General features: G+C 67.0%; 17 protein-coding genes. 1 reads left to right on the plus strand and 16 read right to left on the minus strand.

Translation table 11 applies throughout. The features are described from left to right. Nucleotides 1-5 precede the first annotated feature (5 nt). Nucleotides 6-1175, plus strand: coding sequence for a pyridoxal phosphate-dependent aminotransferase (locus DIR46_RS01980; protein ID WP_109343744.1), 1170 nt, complete (start codon nt 6-8; stop codon nt 1173-1175). A gap of 3 nt (nt 1176-1178) precedes the next feature. On the opposite strand, the gene DIR46_RS01985 is transcribed toward DIR46_RS01980, so the two are convergent. The 16 genes from DIR46_RS01985 to DIR46_RS02060 all read right to left on the minus strand — a co-directional run bounded on the left by DIR46_RS01985 (nt 1179) and on the right by DIR46_RS02060 (nt 16385). Beyond that, nucleotides 1179-1655: a hypothetical protein gene (locus tag DIR46_RS01985; RefSeq protein WP_109343745.1), complete on the minus strand. Its 477-nt coding sequence runs from the start codon at nt 1653-1655 to the stop codon at nt 1179-1181. A 117-nt stretch (nt 1656-1772) separates the two neighbouring features. Further along, complete coding sequence (gene paeA, locus DIR46_RS01990) at nt 1773-3104, minus strand: polyamine export protein PaeA (protein ID WP_109343746.1); 1332 nt, start codon at nt 3102-3104, stop codon at nt 1773-1775. Nucleotides 3105-3258: 154 nt separating this feature from the next. After that, on the minus strand, nt 3259-3621 hold the full coding sequence (locus DIR46_RS01995; RefSeq protein WP_109343747.1) for a translation initiation factor Sui1: 363 nt from the start codon (nt 3619-3621) through the stop codon (nt 3259-3261). Next, nucleotides 3611-3808: a type II toxin-antitoxin system antitoxin gene (locus DIR46_RS02000; RefSeq protein ID WP_109343748.1), complete on the minus strand. Its 198-nt coding sequence runs from the start codon at nt 3806-3808 to the stop codon at nt 3611-3613. Before DIR46_RS02000 ends, DIR46_RS01995 begins: the two co-directional genes overlap by 11 nt. Before the next feature lie 11 nt (nt 3809-3819). After that, nucleotides 3820-4716: an SPFH domain-containing protein gene (locus tag DIR46_RS02005; RefSeq protein WP_109343749.1), complete on the minus strand. Its 897-nt coding sequence runs from the start codon at nt 4714-4716 to the stop codon at nt 3820-3822. Between the two features lie 84 nt (nt 4717-4800). Continuing rightward, on the minus strand, nt 4801-6126 hold the full coding sequence (locus DIR46_RS02010; RefSeq protein WP_162819375.1) for a TonB C-terminal domain-containing protein: 1326 nt from the start codon (nt 6124-6126) through the stop codon (nt 4801-4803). Nucleotides 6127-6206: 80 nt separating this feature from the next. Next, nucleotides 6207-7226: a tetratricopeptide repeat protein gene (locus tag DIR46_RS02015; RefSeq protein ID WP_109343751.1), complete on the minus strand. Its 1020-nt coding sequence runs from the start codon at nt 7224-7226 to the stop codon at nt 6207-6209. Continuing rightward, the gene (locus tag DIR46_RS02020; RefSeq protein WP_109343752.1) at nt 7223-8113 is read right to left on the minus strand and encodes an ExeA family protein; all 891 of its coding nucleotides are present in this window, start codon (nt 8111-8113) and stop codon (nt 7223-7225) included. The genes DIR46_RS02015 and DIR46_RS02020 overlap by 4 nt, the downstream gene beginning before the upstream one ends. Next, on the minus strand, nt 8113-9918 hold the full coding sequence (mshL, locus tag DIR46_RS02025) for a pilus (MSHA type) biogenesis protein MshL (RefSeq protein WP_109343753.1): 1806 nt from the start codon (nt 9916-9918) through the stop codon (nt 8113-8115). The genes DIR46_RS02020 and mshL overlap by 1 nt, the downstream gene beginning before the upstream one ends. A gap of 14 nt (nt 9919-9932) precedes the next feature. Next, nucleotides 9933-10292 (minus strand): hypothetical protein, encoded by a 360-nt coding sequence (locus DIR46_RS02030; RefSeq protein WP_109343754.1) that lies wholly within the window; start codon nt 10290-10292, stop codon nt 9933-9935. Beyond that, nucleotides 10277-10951 carry a type II secretion system protein GspM gene (locus DIR46_RS02035; protein ID WP_109343755.1) on the minus strand — a complete coding sequence of 225 codons (675 nt, stop codon included), beginning with the start codon at nt 10949-10951 and terminating at the stop codon, nt 10277-10279. Before DIR46_RS02035 ends, DIR46_RS02030 begins: the two co-directional genes overlap by 16 nt. Before the next feature lie 8 nt (nt 10952-10959). Continuing rightward, nucleotides 10960-11607, minus strand: a complete 648-nt coding sequence (locus DIR46_RS02040; RefSeq protein ID WP_109343756.1) for a hypothetical protein — start codon at nt 11605-11607, stop codon at nt 10960-10962. Beyond that, the gene (pilM, locus tag DIR46_RS02045; protein WP_109343757.1) at nt 11604-12536 is read right to left on the minus strand and encodes a type IV pilus biogenesis protein PilM; all 933 of its coding nucleotides are present in this window, start codon (nt 12534-12536) and stop codon (nt 11604-11606) included. The genes DIR46_RS02040 and pilM overlap by 4 nt, the downstream gene beginning before the upstream one ends. Before the next feature lie 236 nt (nt 12537-12772). After that, complete coding sequence (locus DIR46_RS27555; RefSeq protein WP_109343758.1) at nt 12773-13234, minus strand: prepilin-type N-terminal cleavage/methylation domain-containing protein; 462 nt, start codon at nt 13232-13234, stop codon at nt 12773-12775. Nucleotides 13235-13432: 198 nt separating this feature from the next. Beyond that, the gene (locus DIR46_RS02055) at nt 13433-14665 is read right to left on the minus strand and encodes a type II secretion system F family protein (protein ID WP_109343759.1); all 1233 of its coding nucleotides are present in this window, start codon (nt 14663-14665) and stop codon (nt 13433-13435) included. A 16-nt stretch (nt 14666-14681) separates the two neighbouring features. After that, a complete protein-coding gene (locus DIR46_RS02060) occupies nt 14682-16385 on the minus strand; it encodes a GspE/PulE family protein (RefSeq protein WP_109343760.1) in 1704 nt (567 codons plus the stop codon). Nucleotides 16386-16549 lie beyond the last annotated feature (164 nt).

The raw sequence follows: 16549 nt of genomic DNA on the forward strand, positions 1-16549 counted from the left end.
CGCCCATGAGCCTTCCTTCCCTGGCCACTTCGCTGGTTTCCCGCCTGCCCCAAGTGGGCACCACCGTGTTCACCCGGATGTCGCAGCTGGCGCTCGAGCATGACGCCGTCAACCTCGGCCAGGGCTTCCCCGACTTCGCCTGCGACCCGAAGCTGGTCGACCTGGTGGCCGAGGCGATGCGCGCCGGCCATAACCAGTACGCGCCCATGACCGGCATGCCGGTGCTGCGCCAGGCGATCGCCGCCAAGATCGAAGCGACCTATGGCCACCGCTACGACGCCAATACCGAGATCACCGTCACCGTCGGCGCCAGCCAGGCGATCCACACGGCGATCCTGGCCGTCGTGCATCCGGGCGACGAAGTGATCGTCATCGAGCCGGCCTACGATTGCTATGCGCCGGCGATCGCGCTTGCCGGCGGGGTGGTGGTGCCGGTGGCGATGCGCTTCGACGAGGCCGGATTCGGCGTGCCATGGGACCAGGTGGCCGCCGCGGTCACCCCGCGCACGCGCATGATCGTGGTGAACACGCCGCACAACCCGACCGGGACCATCCTGCGCCAGGCCGACCTCGATGCGCTGGCGGCGATCGTCGACGGCACGCCGATCCTGGTGCTGTCCGACGAGGTCTACGAGCACATGGTGTACGACGGCGAGCCGCACGCATCGGTATCGCGCGACCCAAGGCTGGCCGAACGCGCCTTTGTGGTGTCGAGCTTCGGCAAGGCCTTCCACGTCACCGGCTGGAAGATCGGCCATGTGGCGGCGCCGGCGGCCCTGATGACGGAGTTCCGCAAGGTCCACCAATACAATGTGTTCTGCGTGACGGCGCCGATGCAGCATGCGATCGCGGCCTACCTGGAAGACCCGGCGCCATGGCGCGACCTGCCCGCCTTCTACCAGGCCAAGCGCGACCTGTTCCGCGCCGGCCTGGCCGGCTCGCGCTTCACCCTGTTGCCGTCGGACGGGACGTATTTCCAGTGCGTGCGCTATGACGCCATCTCCGACCAGTCGGAGGCGGATTTCGCGCACTGGCTCACCACCGAGATCAAGGTGGCGGCGATTCCGGTATCGGCCTTCTACGGCCAGCCGAAGGAATCGCGGGTGGTGCGTTTCTGCTTCGCGAAGAAGGACGAGACGCTGCAACTGGCGTTGTCGCGCCTCGGCCGCCTCTAGCGATCAATAGCCGCGCTGCGGCTTCGTGGCCATCGCCACGATCGCGGCGCCGGCAGCCACGATCAGCGCATCTTCGATCAAGCCGCTCTTGGTCTGGCCGATACGCGCCATCGCCTGCTTGCGCCCGGCCAGGGTCAGGTAGGCCAGCGGCACGGCGGTGGCCACCGCGGCCGCGGCGCCCGCCTTCTCCCTGCCCTTCGGCGCCAGCGCCGCGCCGGCGATCCCCGCGCTCATCACGCGCGCCAGCAGGCCCAGAAAGACCGTGCGGTCGGGCGCGCTTTTCATCTTGTCGCCAAGAAGTTCGCCGACGCCCATCGCCAGCGCGCCGTACTTGAAGGTCGGACGGTCGAGCAGGAACAGTTCGCCGGAGGTGCCGCGGCCGGCCAGGCGCGCGGTGGCGATGGTGGCCATCGGGGTCATCGAGCGCGCGCTGGCGACGGCGCCGATCAGGATCGAGGAAAGCAGGTTGCGGACAGACATGAATGGGGCTCCTGTAGATTGGTGGCGGCTCGCATCTGCGTGAGAGCCGGACCACCACAGGCTACCAAAGTGCGGGATATATTGACGCACGGCTCAGCCGTTGCGCCGCGCCGCGGGCTAGTCGGTCAGCGAGCTCACCGACAGGGCGGATGCGTCGGCGCGCTCCAGGCGCTTGACCAGCAACTGGTCGATCCGGTAGTGGTCGACGTCGACCACCTCGAAGCGCATGCCCTCATGCTCGACGCTGTCGGTCGGCTTGGGCACCTTGCGCAGCATGTACATCATGAAGCCGGCCGCCGTCTCGTAGCGCTCTTCCTCCGGCAGCGACGGCAGGTCGAGCACCCGCTTCATGTCGGCCACCGGCGTGCTGCCATCGATCAGCCACGAGCCGTCGTCGCGCTGCAAGGTCTGCTGGTCGGCTTCGAGCGGACTGCCCCAGCGGCCCATGACGGTGACCATGATGTCGCTCAGCGTGATCACGCCGACCACGAAGGCGTATTCGTTGATCACGATCGCGAAGGTTTCCTTGCTCGAACGGAAGCGATCGAGCATCTCGGACAGGGTCAGGGAATCCGGGATGATCAGCACCGTGCGGATGGTCAGTTCGCTCAGCTGGAACCTGCCCTGCTTGCTCAGCAGGCGCACCAGGATGTCGCGCGTGTCGACATAGCCCACCACGCGGTCGATCACGCCATCGCACACCGGGAACTTCGACAGCGAATGGTTGGCGATCTTCTGGCGGATGCTTTCCTCGGGCTCGCTCAGGTCGAAGAACACCACGTTCTCGCGGGTCGTCATGGTCGACGTGACCGTGCGCGACTCGAGCTCGAACACGTTCTCGATGAAGTGCTGCTCCTGCTTCTGCAAGACGCCGGCCTGCGCGCCGGCCTCCACCACGGCCGAGATCTCGTCGAAGGTGATGCGGTCTTCGCGCGTCATGTCGACCCCGAACAGGCGGAACAGCATATTGGCGATCTTGTTCAGCGCCCACGAGAAGGGCTTGAAGAGGCGGATCACGAACAGCACAGGGCGGATCACGGCCATTGCCGTGGCTTCGGGCGCGATCATCGCGAGGCGCTTGGGCATCAGGTCCGAGAACAGCACGAACAGGGTCGTGACGAACACGAAGGAAAGGGCAAAGGCCACGTTCTCGCGACCCGGGCCGCTGTAGAACAGCGACAGCCACTCGAGGAAGAACGGCCGCAGGGCGCCCTCGCCCAGGATACCGCCGAGGATGGCGATGGCGTTCAGGCCCAGTTGCGAGGCGGCGAAGAAGTCGGCCGACTGGGCCTGCAGCGTGATGACCTTCCGCGCGCGCTCGTCGCCCGCCTCGGCCAGCAGTTTCAGCTTGATTTTTCGTGCGCCCGCCAGCGCGATTTCGGTCAGCGACAGGAAGCCGGCCGCCAGCACCAGCAGCGCCAGGATAGCCAAATGTTCGAACAGATTCATGGGACACCCGGGGTTTATTATTTGGGTCGCTTAGACCGGGAGAATGCGCGCCGCCTCGTCCACCTGCGAGGCCGGCGCCGTCCTGGCCGCGTTCACAGCCTGGCAATGATGTCACTTTAGCACATGGCGGCGAGTCTGGCCGCCGCCGGGGCGTTCAGCCACCGGCCCGCCTGGGCCCGTGACCCAGTTTCGTCAACGCATCCATCACCGCATCACAGTGATCGCCCTGTACTTCGATCACGCCATCCTTGACGGTGCCGCCGGAGCCGCAGGCGGTGCGCAACTGCTTGCCCAGCAACGCCAGCGCGGCCGGATCGAGCGCGACACCCTTGACGAGGGTGACCGTCTTGCCGCCCCGCCCCTTCGACTGGCGCGACACGCGCACGACGCCGTCACCGACGGCAGGCGCCCTGGCCGAACAGGCGCAGGCGCAGGCGGCCAGCGGCTGCCGGCATTCGGGGCACATGCGCCCGCTCTCGGTGGAATACACCAGGCCACCGTTCGAATTACGTTTCATCTTGCGCTCCATCGTTCCCGCCTCTTGCGTCCTTGAGTTTTACGCCGCGGCGCGCCAGGCTCTCGCGCAACAGGAACTCGATCTGGGCGTTCACGCTGCGCAGATCGCGCGCCGCGAGGCGCTGCAATTCCTCCCACAGGGCCGGATCGATCCGCAACGGGAACGCTTTCTTGCCGGGACTTGCCATGCTCTTCGCTGCTAGTTGTACAGGGTGCCGGTATTCACGATCGGCTGGGTTTCCTTGTCCGAGCACAGCACGACCAGCAGATTGCTGACCATCGCCGCCTTGCGCTCGTCGTCGAGTTCGACGATGCCGCGCTCGGACAGGCCCTTCAGCGCCGTCTCCACCATGCTCACGGCGCCATGCACGATTTTAGCCCGGGCGCTGATGATCGCCTCGGCCTGCTGGCGGCGCAGCATGACCTGGGCGATCTCGGCGGCATAGGCCAGGTGGGTCAGCTTGGCGTCGAGCACCTCGACGCCGGCCGCCTCGAAGCGCGCCTGCAGGTCGCCCTTGAGCGTATCGGCCACCACATCCATGCCGGCGCGCAGTGTGGTCTCGCCAGGGGCAAGGTCTTCGCCTTCGTCGTAGGCATACTGCGACGCCAGATAACGCAGCGCCGCTTCGGCCTGGATCGACACATAGCGCTCGAAGTCGTCCACCTCGAACACGGCCTGGGCGGTGTCGCGCACGCGCCAGACCACCGCCGCGCTGATCTCGACCGGATTGCCGCGCTTGTCGTTGACCTTGAGCGTCGGTGCATTGAAGTTACGGGCGCGCAGCGACAGGCGCCGCTTCACGTAGAACGGGAACGCCCAGCGCAGGCCTTCGCTGCGGTCGGTGCCGATGTACTTGCCGAACAGGGTCAGGATCGCGCTCTCGTTCGGCTGCAGCATATAGAGGCCGCCCAGGCACAACAGGCCGGCCAGTCCGAGCGCCACGGCGCCGAGCAGGAACGACAGGCCGTCGGACGATAAGGCCATTCTCTGGATCAGATAGAACGAAGCCAGCAGCAGGAGAACCCCGGCGCTGGCCGCCAGGTAGCCATTTGCCGACGAAAACGCCGACTCCCGGCGCGTGTGTGCTGCATTCATGGTGGACTCCCCGCAGGTAAGTAACATCAAAGTGATATCACTCTAGGATCATGCCGGGTTCTTGTCAAGCAACTTGAAAGGTCATTATTGCAAGCGCACGGCAACGTCGAACAGCCAGGTGCGGCGGATCTCGACCACGTCGTACTGCCGCGCCAGCGCCGGCGGGAATGGGCCATAGGGCGCCTGGCTCGCGATGATCTTGCGGATGCCGTCATCGATCGCCGCCACCCCGCTCGAGGTCTCGAACGTGATCTTTTCCACCGAACCATCGGCGCGCACCGCCACCGTCACGACCGGCTGCGTGTGCGGCTGCTTCACCACTTCGCGCACCATGTCCAGCGTCCGGTTCAACTCGATCTTGCGGCCCATGGCTTGCGCATACTGGACCAGGTCCTGGTTGGGATCGGAGCGTCCGAACAGCCAGCCGCGGCGCAGGCCGCTGACCGTGGACGGCGGCACCCCCGGCGCACTGCTTGCGCGGTCGCGCCCGCCGGATTCCCGGGCCAGCTGTTCGGCGATCGCGCGCAGCCGTTCGGCGCGCGGCGCCAGTTGCGCGGCCTGCCCGCGGTCGGCGGGGCCCTGCTGCGCCGGCGCCTGGGTGGCCTGCGCCTGGGCCTGTTTTGCGCGCTCCTGCTCGCGCTGGGCTTCTTCCAGCCTTGCCTGTTCGTGGCGGGCCTGTTCCTGACGGGACTGTTCCTGACGGGCCTGTTCCTGACGGGCCTGTTCTTGCCGGGCCAGCTCCTGCTGGATGGCTTCCTGGCGCGCCGCCTCTTGCTCGCGGCGCACGGCGTCGAGGCGTTCACGTTCGAGACGCCCGGCCTCCAGCAGCGCGGCTGACGCGCGCTCCTCCTCCTCCTGGCGCGCCAGCGCTTCCCTGCTTTCCTGTTCCTCCCGCGCCGCCTCCCGTCGTTCGGCCGCGATCCGGTCGAGCTCCACGCGCGCGCTTGCTTCGCGTTCCGCCTGCTCGCGCGCGAGCGCGATCAGCTCCACCTGGCGAGACGGCTGCGCAGCCTGCCGGTCCGGGTCGGGTTCGGGCCTGGGTACGAGTCTGGCTACGGGTCGGGGCTCGGGCCTGGGTTCGGGTTTCGGCTCGGGCTTTGGTTCGGCCCTGGCCGGCGCCGCCGCGGCCGGCCGCTCGCGCGGGGCAGACGCCGGCGCCGGAGACGGGAGCGGCCGCGGCGCCACGACGGGTGCGGGCGGCGTGGCGGGTGCCGCGGGAGCCAGCACGATCTGCAGGTCGCTGGCGGCCAGACGCCGCTCTTCCCAGGGAAGGCGCAGGCCGGAAAGCCCGAAGACATCCCCCTGGATGGGGATGCTCAACAGCAGCAGGTGAAGCAGCACGGACAGCGTTAACGCCACGCGCATGCGCCATGGTGCGGCTGGAGGGACGAACTGCGTCGAGGTGGACACGTGATTTTGCGAATAGATGCCAGGAATGAAACGAACCCGGCGATGCTATCACAAGGACGGCAATACCCGCCGGGGCTGGACTATCGTTCGAGCTGCCCCAGGCGGCGCTCGACGAAGGCCGCCAACTCGGGCGACAGCGTTCCGCTGCCAAGCGCCTGCCAGAACGCCGCCACCGCATCGGGATCGCACTTCTCGGCCTGCAGCGAGATGCCGAGTCCCATCCACCACACGCCATTGCCCGGCGTGGCGCGCAGCGCGGCCCGGTAGTGCTCGGCCGCTTCGCGATGACGTCCCTCGCGTTGCAGCACGCCGGCCAGGAAGGCGTGGTACTCGCCATTGCCGGCCGCATGGGGCAAGGTGCGCATCAGCGTCTCGAGCGCCGGACCGCCCTTCTCCAGTTGCAGGCGCGCCAGCAGCATCGCCATCGACGGTTGACGTGCCTCGAGCGCCAGGGCCGCCTGCAACTGGCGCATCGCCTCGTCGGTGCGTCCCGCTTCGATCAGCAGTCCCACCAGCGTCTGGCGCGACGGCTCGTGCCGGGGGTCGATCCGCAATCCGGCCTGCAGGGTCGCGATGGCCTCGGTCACGCGCCCATCCTCCAGCACCAGCAGCGCGCGGCGGTAGGCATTATCGACGCGCTGCGGGGCCGTCTCAATCCTGCCTTGCGCCACTGGCGCCGGCTTGGGTGGCGCTGGCTTGCGCGGCGCGGCCGCTGTTTTTGGCGATGGAGGCGCCGGCGCGGGTTCCGGTTCCGGTTCCGGTTCAGGTGCCGGCACTACCGGCGTCGGCGGAGCGACGTCGGCCACCAGCACCGGCGCGGCCGCGGGCATCTCGACCAGCACCGCCTCCGGCGCGGGTATGGCAGGCGCAACGGGCGCCGCCGCGGCCACCACCGGCGGCGGCTGTTCGCCCATCATCCGCCAGCCGATCACGCCGGCCGCGGCGACGGCGACCACCGCCCCACCCACCAGCACCCCACGCATCCATCGGGCCCGCGGTTCGGGCGCCGGCGGCAAGCGCACGTCGGCCGGCAGCGGCGCAGCGCCGGGCTGGCCGGCGCGCGCATCGAGGTCCTGCAGCATCTCGTTAATCAGGCTCATAGCGCGAACGCCCAGGCCAGGGCCGCCGCCGCGCCGGCGACGACGGCGCCGCCCGCGAGCCAGGTCCGGATCGTGCGCGTCACGCCCACCGTATCGCGCGCGGCGATCGCCACATGGCTGCCGGCCACCTGCTGCTTGCCCTGGCCGTAGCTGAGCATCAGCGCCTTGTGCGCCATGATGTTGACCAGGCGCGGCACGCCGCCGCTGGCCTTGTAGAGGCCGCGGATCGCGGCGCCCGAAAACAGGCGCGCGCCGCTGAAGCCGGCCACGCGCAGGCGGTGCGCCACGTAGAAATCGAGGTCGTCGCGGCTCAGGGGACCGAGGTGATAATGGAAGGTGATGCGCTGGGCCAGCTGGCGGATCGACTCGAGTGCGAGCTTGCGGTTCAGTTCCGGCTGGCCGAACAGGACGATCTGCAGCAGCTTCCTCTTCTCGGTCTCGAGATTGGTCAGCAGGCGCAGCGCCTCCAGGCTCTCGACCGGGATCGCCTGCGCCTCGTCGAGGCACAGCACCACGCGCAAGTCCTGGCCGGCCAGATCGAGCAGGCGCAGGTTGATCGCCTTGAGCAGCTGGTGCTGGTCGACGTCGCGCTCGAGCGGGATGGCCAGTTCGTCGGCCAGCGCCAGCATGAGCGTACGCGGCTCCAGGTAAGGATTCGGGATGTAGGCGGTGACGAAGCCCTCGCCCAGCGTGGCCATGAACTTGCGGCACAACAGCGTCTTGCCGGTGCCGACTTCGCCGGTGATCTTGATGAAGCCTTCACCGCCGCGGGTCGCCACCAGCAGCGTGTTCAGCGCTTCCTGCGAGCGCGGGCTGCCGAAGAAGAAGCTGGTGTCGGGCGTGATCCCGAACGGCAGCTCGCGCAGGCCGAAGTGCGTCGCGTACATCAGTCGGCACCCAGGGTGCGGCCGCGGCTGCGCGGGTCGAGCTGTTCGATGCGGCGGCCGGCGTCCAGCATGTCCTGGCTCCAGTCGCTCGCCCCTTCGACGATGGTCGGCTTGATCAGCACCACCAGCTCGCGCTTCTGACTCGAGCGGCTCTTGTTGCGGAACAGCTGGCCCAGCAGCGGGATCCTGTCGGCGCCGGGCAGCTGGTCGGTGTCGCCGCTCGACGCTTGCCGCATCAGGCCGCCGATCGCGACCACCTGGCCGTCGCGGCCGCGCACGATGCTGTCGAGCTCCGAGGTGCTCGACGCCGCCAGCGGCAGGCGCAGGGTGCCGCCCGAACCGAGGTCGACGTCCTTGTTGACGGTCGTGACCTGGCTCACCGATGGATGCACGTGCAGGAGAATATTCCCCTTGTCGTCGATCTGCGGCGTCACGTCCAGCACCACGCCCGAGAAGAACGGCTGCACCGTCACGCTCGGGCTGACGATGGTGCTGCTGTTGGTGGTGTTGATGTTATTGGTGATGCCGGTGACGAAGAATTCGTCGGTGCCGATCTTGAGCACGGCCTTCTGGTTGTTGATCGCCGCGATGCGGGGGCTGGACAGCACATGCACGCTGCCCTGCGACTCCAGGAAGGTGATCAGGGCCGCGAAGTTATTGGTCTGGAAGGCGAAGCCGAACAGCGAACCGGCCGCGCTGGCCGCGTTGGACAGCGAGAAACCGGTGCTGGCCGACAGGCCCGCGCCATTGTTGATCACGGCCGGCTGGCCGCCGTTGTACGGCAGCGGCGCCAGGTTCGCGCCGGGCGAGATCATGCCGCTCGAGACCCGGTTGGCGGTGCCGCCGCGGAACGAGGCGAACGAGGCCCAGTTGATGCCGCTCTGGTAGCTGTCGGAGAGCTCCACTTCGAGGATCTTCGCTTCCAGGATCACCTGGCGGTCCACCGACAGCTGGGTCGCCTTCAGGTAGGCGTCGACGTTGCGCAATTCGTCGGGCATGGCGCGGATCACCAGCACGCCGGACTGCGGGCTGACCACCACGCTGCGCCCGCCCTCGAGCGTGCCGACGATGGCGACGATCGATTCCTTCAGGTCTTTCCAGAAGTCGTTGTCGGAGCGGGTCTGGACGTCGGTGCTGTTGAGCTGGCGCTGGCCGTTCTGGCTGTTGCCGTTCTGGCCGTTCTGGCCGTTCTGCCCGTCCTGGTTGCCGAAGCCCTGGCCCATCCCGCCGTTGTTGTTGCCGCTGTTGTTACCGTTGTTGCCGGCGTCCGCCACCGAGGTCGAGGACACGCGCGTGTTCGACATCCCGCGCCGGCTGGCGGTCAGGTAGTTCACCTGGAACATGCGGGTCTGCATGGTCAGCGGGCGGATACTGATGCGCGCGCCGTCGATCCGGTAATCGTAGCCGTACATATCGCGCACCGCTTCCAGCGTCTCGACCAGGGTCACGTCCTTCAGGTTGGCGCTGATATTGCCGCTCACGTCCGGGTGCACCAGCATGTTGTAACGGGTGCCGGCCACGATCGAGCGGAAGAACTGCTGCGCGGGCACGTTGTTGAAGGCGACGTTGAAGCGCTCCTCGAGCGCCGGCCGCGCCTTCGGCAGCTGGCTGGCCAGGGTCGCCGCCGGCGGCAGCAGCGCATTGGCCACCGCGTCGTCGACCGCCGGTCGAGGCGCCGGCTGGGCGTTGGCCCTGGCCATCTCCTGGGCGATGGCGTCGTAGGTGGCGTTCGGCGGGGCGCTCTGGCAAGCGGCCAGGAACAGCACCGCCGCCAGCGCGCAGGGAGTCGCGAAAAGCTTGGTCATGATGGATTGCCTTGTCATTTGGCGGCCGGCGTCATGCCGGGCAGCGGTGCGTCCATGCGCAGCACCTGGCGTTCGGCGCCGCGCACCAGCACGACCTCGTCGGCGCTGACGCGCGCCACGCGGGCGCCCTTGAAGGTCTCGCCCAAGCGCACCGTCTCGCCGTCGATCACGGCCACGTGGCGACCGCCCGCCTGGCGCGCGATCAGCACCGATTGCAGGCGCGGCGCGGCGTCGACGGCGATCGAGTCAGGAGCGATCCGGTCCATTCCCGGCGGCGGGCGGGTGGGATCGAGCAGCGCTTGCGCGCTGGCGGATTGGGCGAGCGCCAGGCAAGCCAGCGCGGTCAGGAACAGGTTCTTCACAGCTTCATCCATTGTCGGTCCAGGCTCAGGGTATGCAGGGTGAGCGTCAGGCGCGCGGCGGGATACTCCTCCACGTCGAGCTGGGCGCGGCCCCAGAACATCCGGGTCGGCATCGCATCGAGTGCGCTCATGTAGTCGACCATGTCGAGATAATTGCCGCGCACCGTGACTTCGATGCCGTGGCGGTATAGCAAGGGGGCGGCGGCCGGCGCAGACGTGGCGGCGGGCGCAGGCGCCTGCTTGTCCGCCAGCGGCTCGGCCGGCAAGGTCCGCATCGACACCAGCTTCAGGCGGCCGTTGGCGCGCAGGATGCCGTCGACCAGTGGGCCCATGCGCTCGGGTGGCACCAGGCCGTGCTCGATGGCCAGCAGCTGGTCGCCGAGCTGGCCCATCTCCTGGCGCAGCGAGTTCAGGCGAGCGCGCGGCGCGGCGTCGGGGTCGCGCTGGAAAGCCTGCACGCGGCCCGTGATGGCGTCGTCGATCGCAGCCATGTCGGTGCGCTGCTGCGCGATCTGGCTGCGCAGCGCCTCCTGGTCCGCCTCCATCGGCGCCAGCACCAGCGCGTGGCCGGCGAAGGCCAGCAGCGCGCATGCCGCCAGGCCTACCAGGCCGCGTTCGCGCAGCGACAGCGCATCGATGCGCGCACGCAGTTGGAGGATGCGCTCTTTCATTTGCCCGCTCATGGACGAGATTCCTCGGGGACCGATTGCAGGCTGAATTCGATATAAGGCGCCGGACGGGTCGCCGGCTTGCCTTCGGCATCCTGCACCTGCAACGGCGCGGCCTCGCCGATCTGCAGGCTGGCGAAGGATTTACCCTGCATCAGCGGCTCGTTCGTCAGGCGGTTCAGGTAGCCCGGCACCATGGCCGGATCGACCGTACGGCCCTTGATGCCGATCTGCGCGCCGCCGGCGCCCACCGTCACGCCGGTCAGCCACAGGCCCTGCACGCTCTGGCGCGCCAGCGCCTTGAAGTAGCCGGCGAAGCCGCTGGTGTCGCCCAGTTCTCCGCGCGACAGCGCGCCGGAGATGTGGCGCATCGCGGCCAGCTGGGTAGTCGCCTCGGCGATCTGCGCCTCCAGCGTCGCGTCCTGCTGGCGGGGGATGAATTCGCGGTTGGCCGTGGCCAGGCGCGCCTGGCGTTTCTCGAGCTGGCCAGCGCCGCTGGCGGCCTGCTGCTGCAGTTCTGCGGTTTCCATCTTGCCGATCGCGGCGAGGATGGCGATGCCCGCGATCACGGCGCCGACCGCCAGCGCGATGGTCGCGCTCGACAGCACCTGCTTCTGCGGCTGGAAGGCCGGATTGAACAGGTTGATCTGCTGCTTCATGCGCCCTCGCCTTCGCGCAGCGCGGCGCCGATCGCGAGAAAGAAGCGCTGCTGCTGCGCCTTGTCCGCCAGCTCGGGCGTGCGCGACAGGTCGAACAGCGCGGCCAGGTCGAGCGTCTCGACCGGCGTGTAGAGATTGCTCGACAGGTATTCGTCCAGGCCGCTCACGGCCGATGGCCCCAGCACCAGCTTGGCGATGCTGATGAAGGAATACTGGCGCTCGAAATGGTCGAGCGAGCGTTGCAGCTCGAGGGTGATCTTGTCGAAGGTCTGGTGCTTGCGCTCATGGTCCGGTTCGAGCAGCTGCGCCAGGGTGACGTCGAAGCGGCGCGACAGGTACAGCTCGCCGCGATAGGACACGGTCAGCAGGCCGCCGTCGTCGCCGAACGAAAGCATGGCGACACCGCGCCCTTCCGGTTCCAGCATCGCCGATACATTACGCTGGGCCATCTCGGGGATGTCGATCGCGTGCAGCTCGACTTTCGCGTCGAGGAACAGCTTCTGGCGCGGCTGGATCACGGTATTGCGGGCGGCGACGGCGAAGACCGATTGCTGGGCGCGCGCATTGGCGTCGAGCGGGATGTCGAGCACGTCGATCGTGGCTTCCGCCGCCGGGAAATCGAGGATGTCCTTCAGGCGCCAGCGGATCGCGGTCTTCATTTCCTCTCGCGGCACGTTCGGCGCTTCGACGTTGAGGATCTGGTAGTCGCCGCCGGACAGCAGCGTCGTCACATGGCGCGTGGCCGCATGGCCGTCGCGCGCTGCCTTGTCGATCGCCTCGACGCTGGTCGGACCGCCGACGAAGACGGCATGGCGCAGCAACGGCCGGGCGCCGGCGACATGCTTGACGGCGGCGATGGCGAGTCCGTCGCGCCCGATGGAGATCGACAGCCACCCCTCTTTTTTCTTCGTTCTTTTAAACAAACGCATGCGCACGGCCAGTCAGGTCGCAAGTATCGGTGATGGATCGGCGAGGAAGCGAAACACGAAAGCGCACTATGCCCACGAAAACTTGATTATAGACAAGACTGCCCCGAAAAATCACAGAAAGTCGCCAAGCCAGCAAATTTGAAGCGCGCCTGTGGCTGGATCGCACAGGCGCTTGCGGCGGGCGATAAGAAAACAGGCGCTGACCGGCAGCGCCTGTTGCACGGGTCACGCCGCGCTTACTCGCACTTGGTTGCGGTGACGACGATCCGCGGCATCGGGTTGGCGCCGTTGGCTTCGTTGTAGGTCAGCATGCAGGTGGCGTTGAGCGCTGCCGGCATGCTCTTCGGACGCACGATGGTCTGCTGGCCGTTGGGGATGATCGTGTAATCGGTGTCGGACAGGCCGGCCGCCGCCGCGATCGTTTCGGCACTCGGATAGCCCAGGACGATATCGACCTGGGTGCCGCCTTCGACGGTGATCGATGCGGCGTTCGCGATCAGCCATTTGCCGTGGGCCATCGCCGATGCCGAACTGACGGCGCCCTTGGCGCCCTGCAGCGAGGCCGCGCGCGCGTCGCCGCTCAGGCTCGCGAACTTCGGCAGCGCGGTCGCCGCCAGAATGCCCAGGATGACGATCACCACGATCAGTTCGATCAGGGTGAAACCACTCTGCGCCGTCTTGTTGAAACTGGTTTTCATTCTTCTTTCTCCGTTACGATGAGGGGGACGAGTGGCCGTCCTGCCGGGGTCTGTATTGCTGGGCGATTCTACCGTGAGAATGTGCAATTTTAATGTCTTGACGGCAAAAGAATCGTCGCTAAGTAATGTTTCATTAACGAAATGTCAAGTTTCACCGAGCGCGTGCGTTCTTTTCGCAACACCTCCAGGTCGTCCTACTTATTTTGGATGCAGCGCCGCCTGTCCAAGATCCCAGATCGGCAAGAAAATCCCCAGCGCCAGGATCAGCACCATCACACCCAGGAAGGTAATCAGGATCGGTTCGATCTGACTGGACAAGGTCTTGAGCTCATAGTCCACCTCGCGCTCGTACATCTGCCCGATCTCGTCCATCAAATCGTCGATCGACCCCGTCTCTTCCCCCACCGCGATCATCTGCAGCACGATTGGCGTAAATACATTCGCCGCCGTCGAGGTGCGCAGGATGCTTTCGCCGCGCTCGACGCCGTCGCGCATCTGCTCGATGCGCGAACTGAGGTAGGCGTTGTCGGCGGTCTGCGACACCACCGTCAGCGCATGGACGATCGGCACTCCGCTGCGCATCGACAGCGCGAAGCTGCGCGCGAAACGGGCCATGGTCCCCTTGTGGATGATCTTGCCTGCGATCGGCAGGCGCAGCTTGTAGCGGTCCCAATCCAGCCGTCCCTTCGCGGTGCGGGTCCAGGCGCGGAAGCCGAACCAGGCCAGCGCCGCGCCGCCGGCGATGGCCGGCCACCACTTGACCGTGAAGCTGGAGGTCGCCAACAGGATGCGCGTCATCAGCGGCAATTCGGACCCGAACGACTTGAATACCGAAGCGAATTGCGGAATGACGAAGATGTTGACCACCACCATGGCGATGATCATCGCAATGACCACGAAACTCGGGTAGCGCAGCGCCGTCTTGACCCGCTCGCGCATGTCGCGGTCGAATTCCAGATGGTCGAACAGGCGCAGGAAGACTTCTTCCAGCCGTCCCGTCATTTCTCCCACCTTCACCATCGACAGGTAGAACGGCGAGTAGCATTGCGGATGGCGCATCATGGCGCTTGACAACTCACGCCCGGCGTCGAGCGACTCGCGCAAATCCTTGATCACGCGCGCGAACGCCGGGCTGATCGCCGATTCCTGCAATCCGGCGAGGCCGCGCATGATCGGCACGCCCGACTTGAGCAGCGTATGGATCTGGCGGCTGAACAGCTGCACGTCCATCGACGTGACCTTCTTCTCGAACAGGCGCTCGCGCCAACCCAGGCCGCCAGTGGTCGCCGCCTTGCGCGTGACCGCGATCTCGATCGGCGTGACGCCGCTGCCGAACAGCTGGTCGGCCACGGCCCCGCTGTCCGCGCCTTCGAGCACCCCCGTTACCTGCTCGCCGCGTCCATTGCGGCCCTTGTAGGCGAAATATGGCATGGATCAGTCGCAGTCCTTAGTCGTCCATCTGGTTACTGACCCGCATCGCCTCGGCGATCGTCGAGCGCCCCTGCACCGCCAGGCTCACCGCGTGGCGGCGCAAGGTCTCGCCGCGCATTTCGGTGTGGGCGACCTTGAGGAAGTGACCGGGGTCCGGATGGTTGACGGCGTCGGTGACGGCGCGCGTCATCTCCAGCAGTTCATAGACGCCGGTGCGGCCGCGATAGCCGGTGCCGTTGCAGTGCGAGCAGCCCTTGCCGTGATAAAAGCGCGTGGTCGCGGCATGCTCGCCCAGCTCGGCGCGCAGCCAGTCGATCTCGTTGGCGGCCGGCTGGTAGTCGACGGTGCAGCTCTCGCAGATCACGCGCACCAGGCGCTGGGCCAGCACCGCCTGCAGCGAACCGCTCACCATATAGCGCGGCACGCCCATGTCCATCAGGCGCAGCGGGGTCGAGGCGGCGTCGTTGGTGTGCAGCGTCGACAGCACCAGGTGGCCCGTCATCGCGGCGCGCAGGCCGATGGCGGCGGTCTCCTGGTCGCGCATCTCGCCGACCAGCACGATGTCCGGGTCTTGCCGCAGCGCCGAGCGCAGCACGCGCGCGAACGACAGCTCGATCTTGTCGTTGACCTGCACCTGGTTGATGCCCGACAGGCGGTATTCCACCGGGTCCTCGACCGTGATGAGCTTCTTCTCGACCGAATTCAGTTCCGACAAGGCGCTGTACAGGGTCGTGGTCTTGCCGCTGCCAGTCGGCCCGGTCACCAGCACCAGGCCGTTGGGCCGGGCGACGATGGCGCGGAAGCGCTCGACCAGGCGCGCCGGCATGCCGATCGCATCGAGGCGCAGATTGGCGCCGACCTGGTTCAGCAGACGCATGACCACCGATTCGCCGTACTGGGTCGGCATGGTCGAGATACGCACGTCGATGCGCTGGTTGCGCACCTTGACCGCAAAGCGGCCGTCCTGCGGCAGGCGTTTCTCGGAGATGTCGAGGTCGGCCATCAATTTCAGGCGCAGCGCGAGCGGCGTGGCGACCTTGAGGTCGGCCTCGGTCTGCAGGTGCAGCACGCCGTCGATGCGGAAGCGGATCTGCAGCCGGCCTTCCTGCGGTTCGATATGGATGTCGGATGCGCGCACCTGGGCCGCGTCGTCGAACACCGATTGCAGCAGCTTGACGATCGGTGCTTCCTCGAGGCCCGGATTGGCGGCCAGCGCGCCGAAGTCGATCGACGCGTCACCCAGGTCGGCCTCGACCTCGCGCGCCAGGCCCGTGATCTCGCCGGTGCGGCGGTAGATGCGATCGATCGCCGCCAGTACCTCGGTCTCGTTGACCACCGCCAGCTCGACGCCCTTCTTGATCAAGCGCGCGATCTCGTCATAGGCGAACAGGTCGGTCGGGTCGGAGACGCCGACCAGCATCGTCTCCTTGCGGTCTTCCAGCACCAGCGCGCGGAAGCGCCGCGCCGCGGTCTCAGGCAGCAGGCGCACCAGGTCGGCGTTGATGTTGTAGAACTTCAGGTTCAGGTAAGGGATGTCGAGCTGGCGCGCCAGCGCGCCCGAGATCTGGTCTTCGGTGACGAAGCCGCTTTCGACGAAGACCCGGCCGAGCTTGCGCCCGGTGCGCTTCTGGTCGGCGAGCGCCTGCTGAAGTTGCTCTTCACTCAACAGTTTCTGCTGCATCAGCACTTCGCCGAGGCGGACTTTCTCTGGCCTTGCCATACCATCCCTTGGGTTAATTCTTGCAAGGAGGATTTTAATGCCTGAGGGAACAATAGTGACTGTCGGCATGGTGCCGGCTGGTGATTCTGTCGCGGTTTCGCCTCGTTGCCCACACCTGATGGTAATAGTTCACCATCGACCGGCGATTATCTGGCGTTCTATAA

This window comes from Massilia oculi (assembly GCF_003143515.1).
Taxonomy (GTDB): domain Bacteria; phylum Pseudomonadota; class Gammaproteobacteria; order Burkholderiales; family Burkholderiaceae_D; genus Telluria; species Telluria oculi.

Coding starts and splice junctions, on each gene's coding strand:
- DIR46_RS01985 (WP_109343745.1), bottom strand. CDS start 1,655: ATGTCTGTCCGCAACCTGCTTTCCTCGATCCTGATCGGCGCCGTCGCC.
- DIR46_RS02035 (WP_109343755.1), bottom strand. CDS start 10,951: ATGAAAGAGCGCATCCTCCAACTGCGTGCGCGCATCGATGCGCTGTCG.
- paeA (WP_109343746.1), bottom strand. CDS start 3,104: ATGAATCTGTTCGAACATTTGGCTATCCTGGCGCTGCTGGTGCTGGCG.
- DIR46_RS02020 (WP_109343752.1), bottom strand. CDS start 8,113: ATGTACGCGACGCACTTCGGCCTGCGCGAGCTGCCGTTCGGGATCACG.
- DIR46_RS27555 (WP_109343758.1), bottom strand. CDS start 13,234: ATGAAAACCAGTTTCAACAAGACGGCGCAGAGTGGTTTCACCCTGATC.
- DIR46_RS02040 (WP_109343756.1), bottom strand. CDS start 11,607: ATGAAGCAGCAGATCAACCTGTTCAATCCGGCCTTCCAGCCGCAGAAG.
- DIR46_RS02005 (WP_109343749.1), bottom strand. CDS start 4,716: ATGAATGCAGCACACACGCGCCGGGAGTCGGCGTTTTCGTCGGCAAAT.
- DIR46_RS01980 (WP_109343744.1), top strand. CDS start 6: ATGAGCCTTCCTTCCCTGGCCACTTCGCTGGTTTCCCGCCTGCCCCAA.
- DIR46_RS02030 (WP_109343754.1), bottom strand. CDS start 10,292: ATGGATGAAGCTGTGAAGAACCTGTTCCTGACCGCGCTGGCTTGCCTG.
- DIR46_RS02055 (WP_109343759.1), bottom strand. CDS start 14,665: ATGCCATATTTCGCCTACAAGGGCCGCAATGGACGCGGCGAGCAGGTA.
- DIR46_RS02060 (WP_109343760.1), bottom strand. CDS start 16,385: ATGGCAAGGCCAGAGAAAGTCCGCCTCGGCGAAGTGCTGATGCAGCAG.
- DIR46_RS01995 (WP_109343747.1), bottom strand. CDS start 3,621: ATGAAACGTAATTCGAACGGTGGCCTGGTGTATTCCACCGAGAGCGGG.
- mshL (WP_109343753.1), bottom strand. CDS start 9,918: ATGACCAAGCTTTTCGCGACTCCCTGCGCGCTGGCGGCGGTGCTGTTC.
- DIR46_RS02015 (WP_109343751.1), bottom strand. CDS start 7,226: ATGAGCCTGATTAACGAGATGCTGCAGGACCTCGATGCGCGCGCCGGC.
- DIR46_RS02000 (WP_109343748.1), bottom strand. CDS start 3,808: ATGGCAAGTCCCGGCAAGAAAGCGTTCCCGTTGCGGATCGATCCGGCC.
- pilM (WP_109343757.1), bottom strand. CDS start 12,536: ATGCGTTTGTTTAAAAGAACGAAGAAAAAAGAGGGGTGGCTGTCGATC.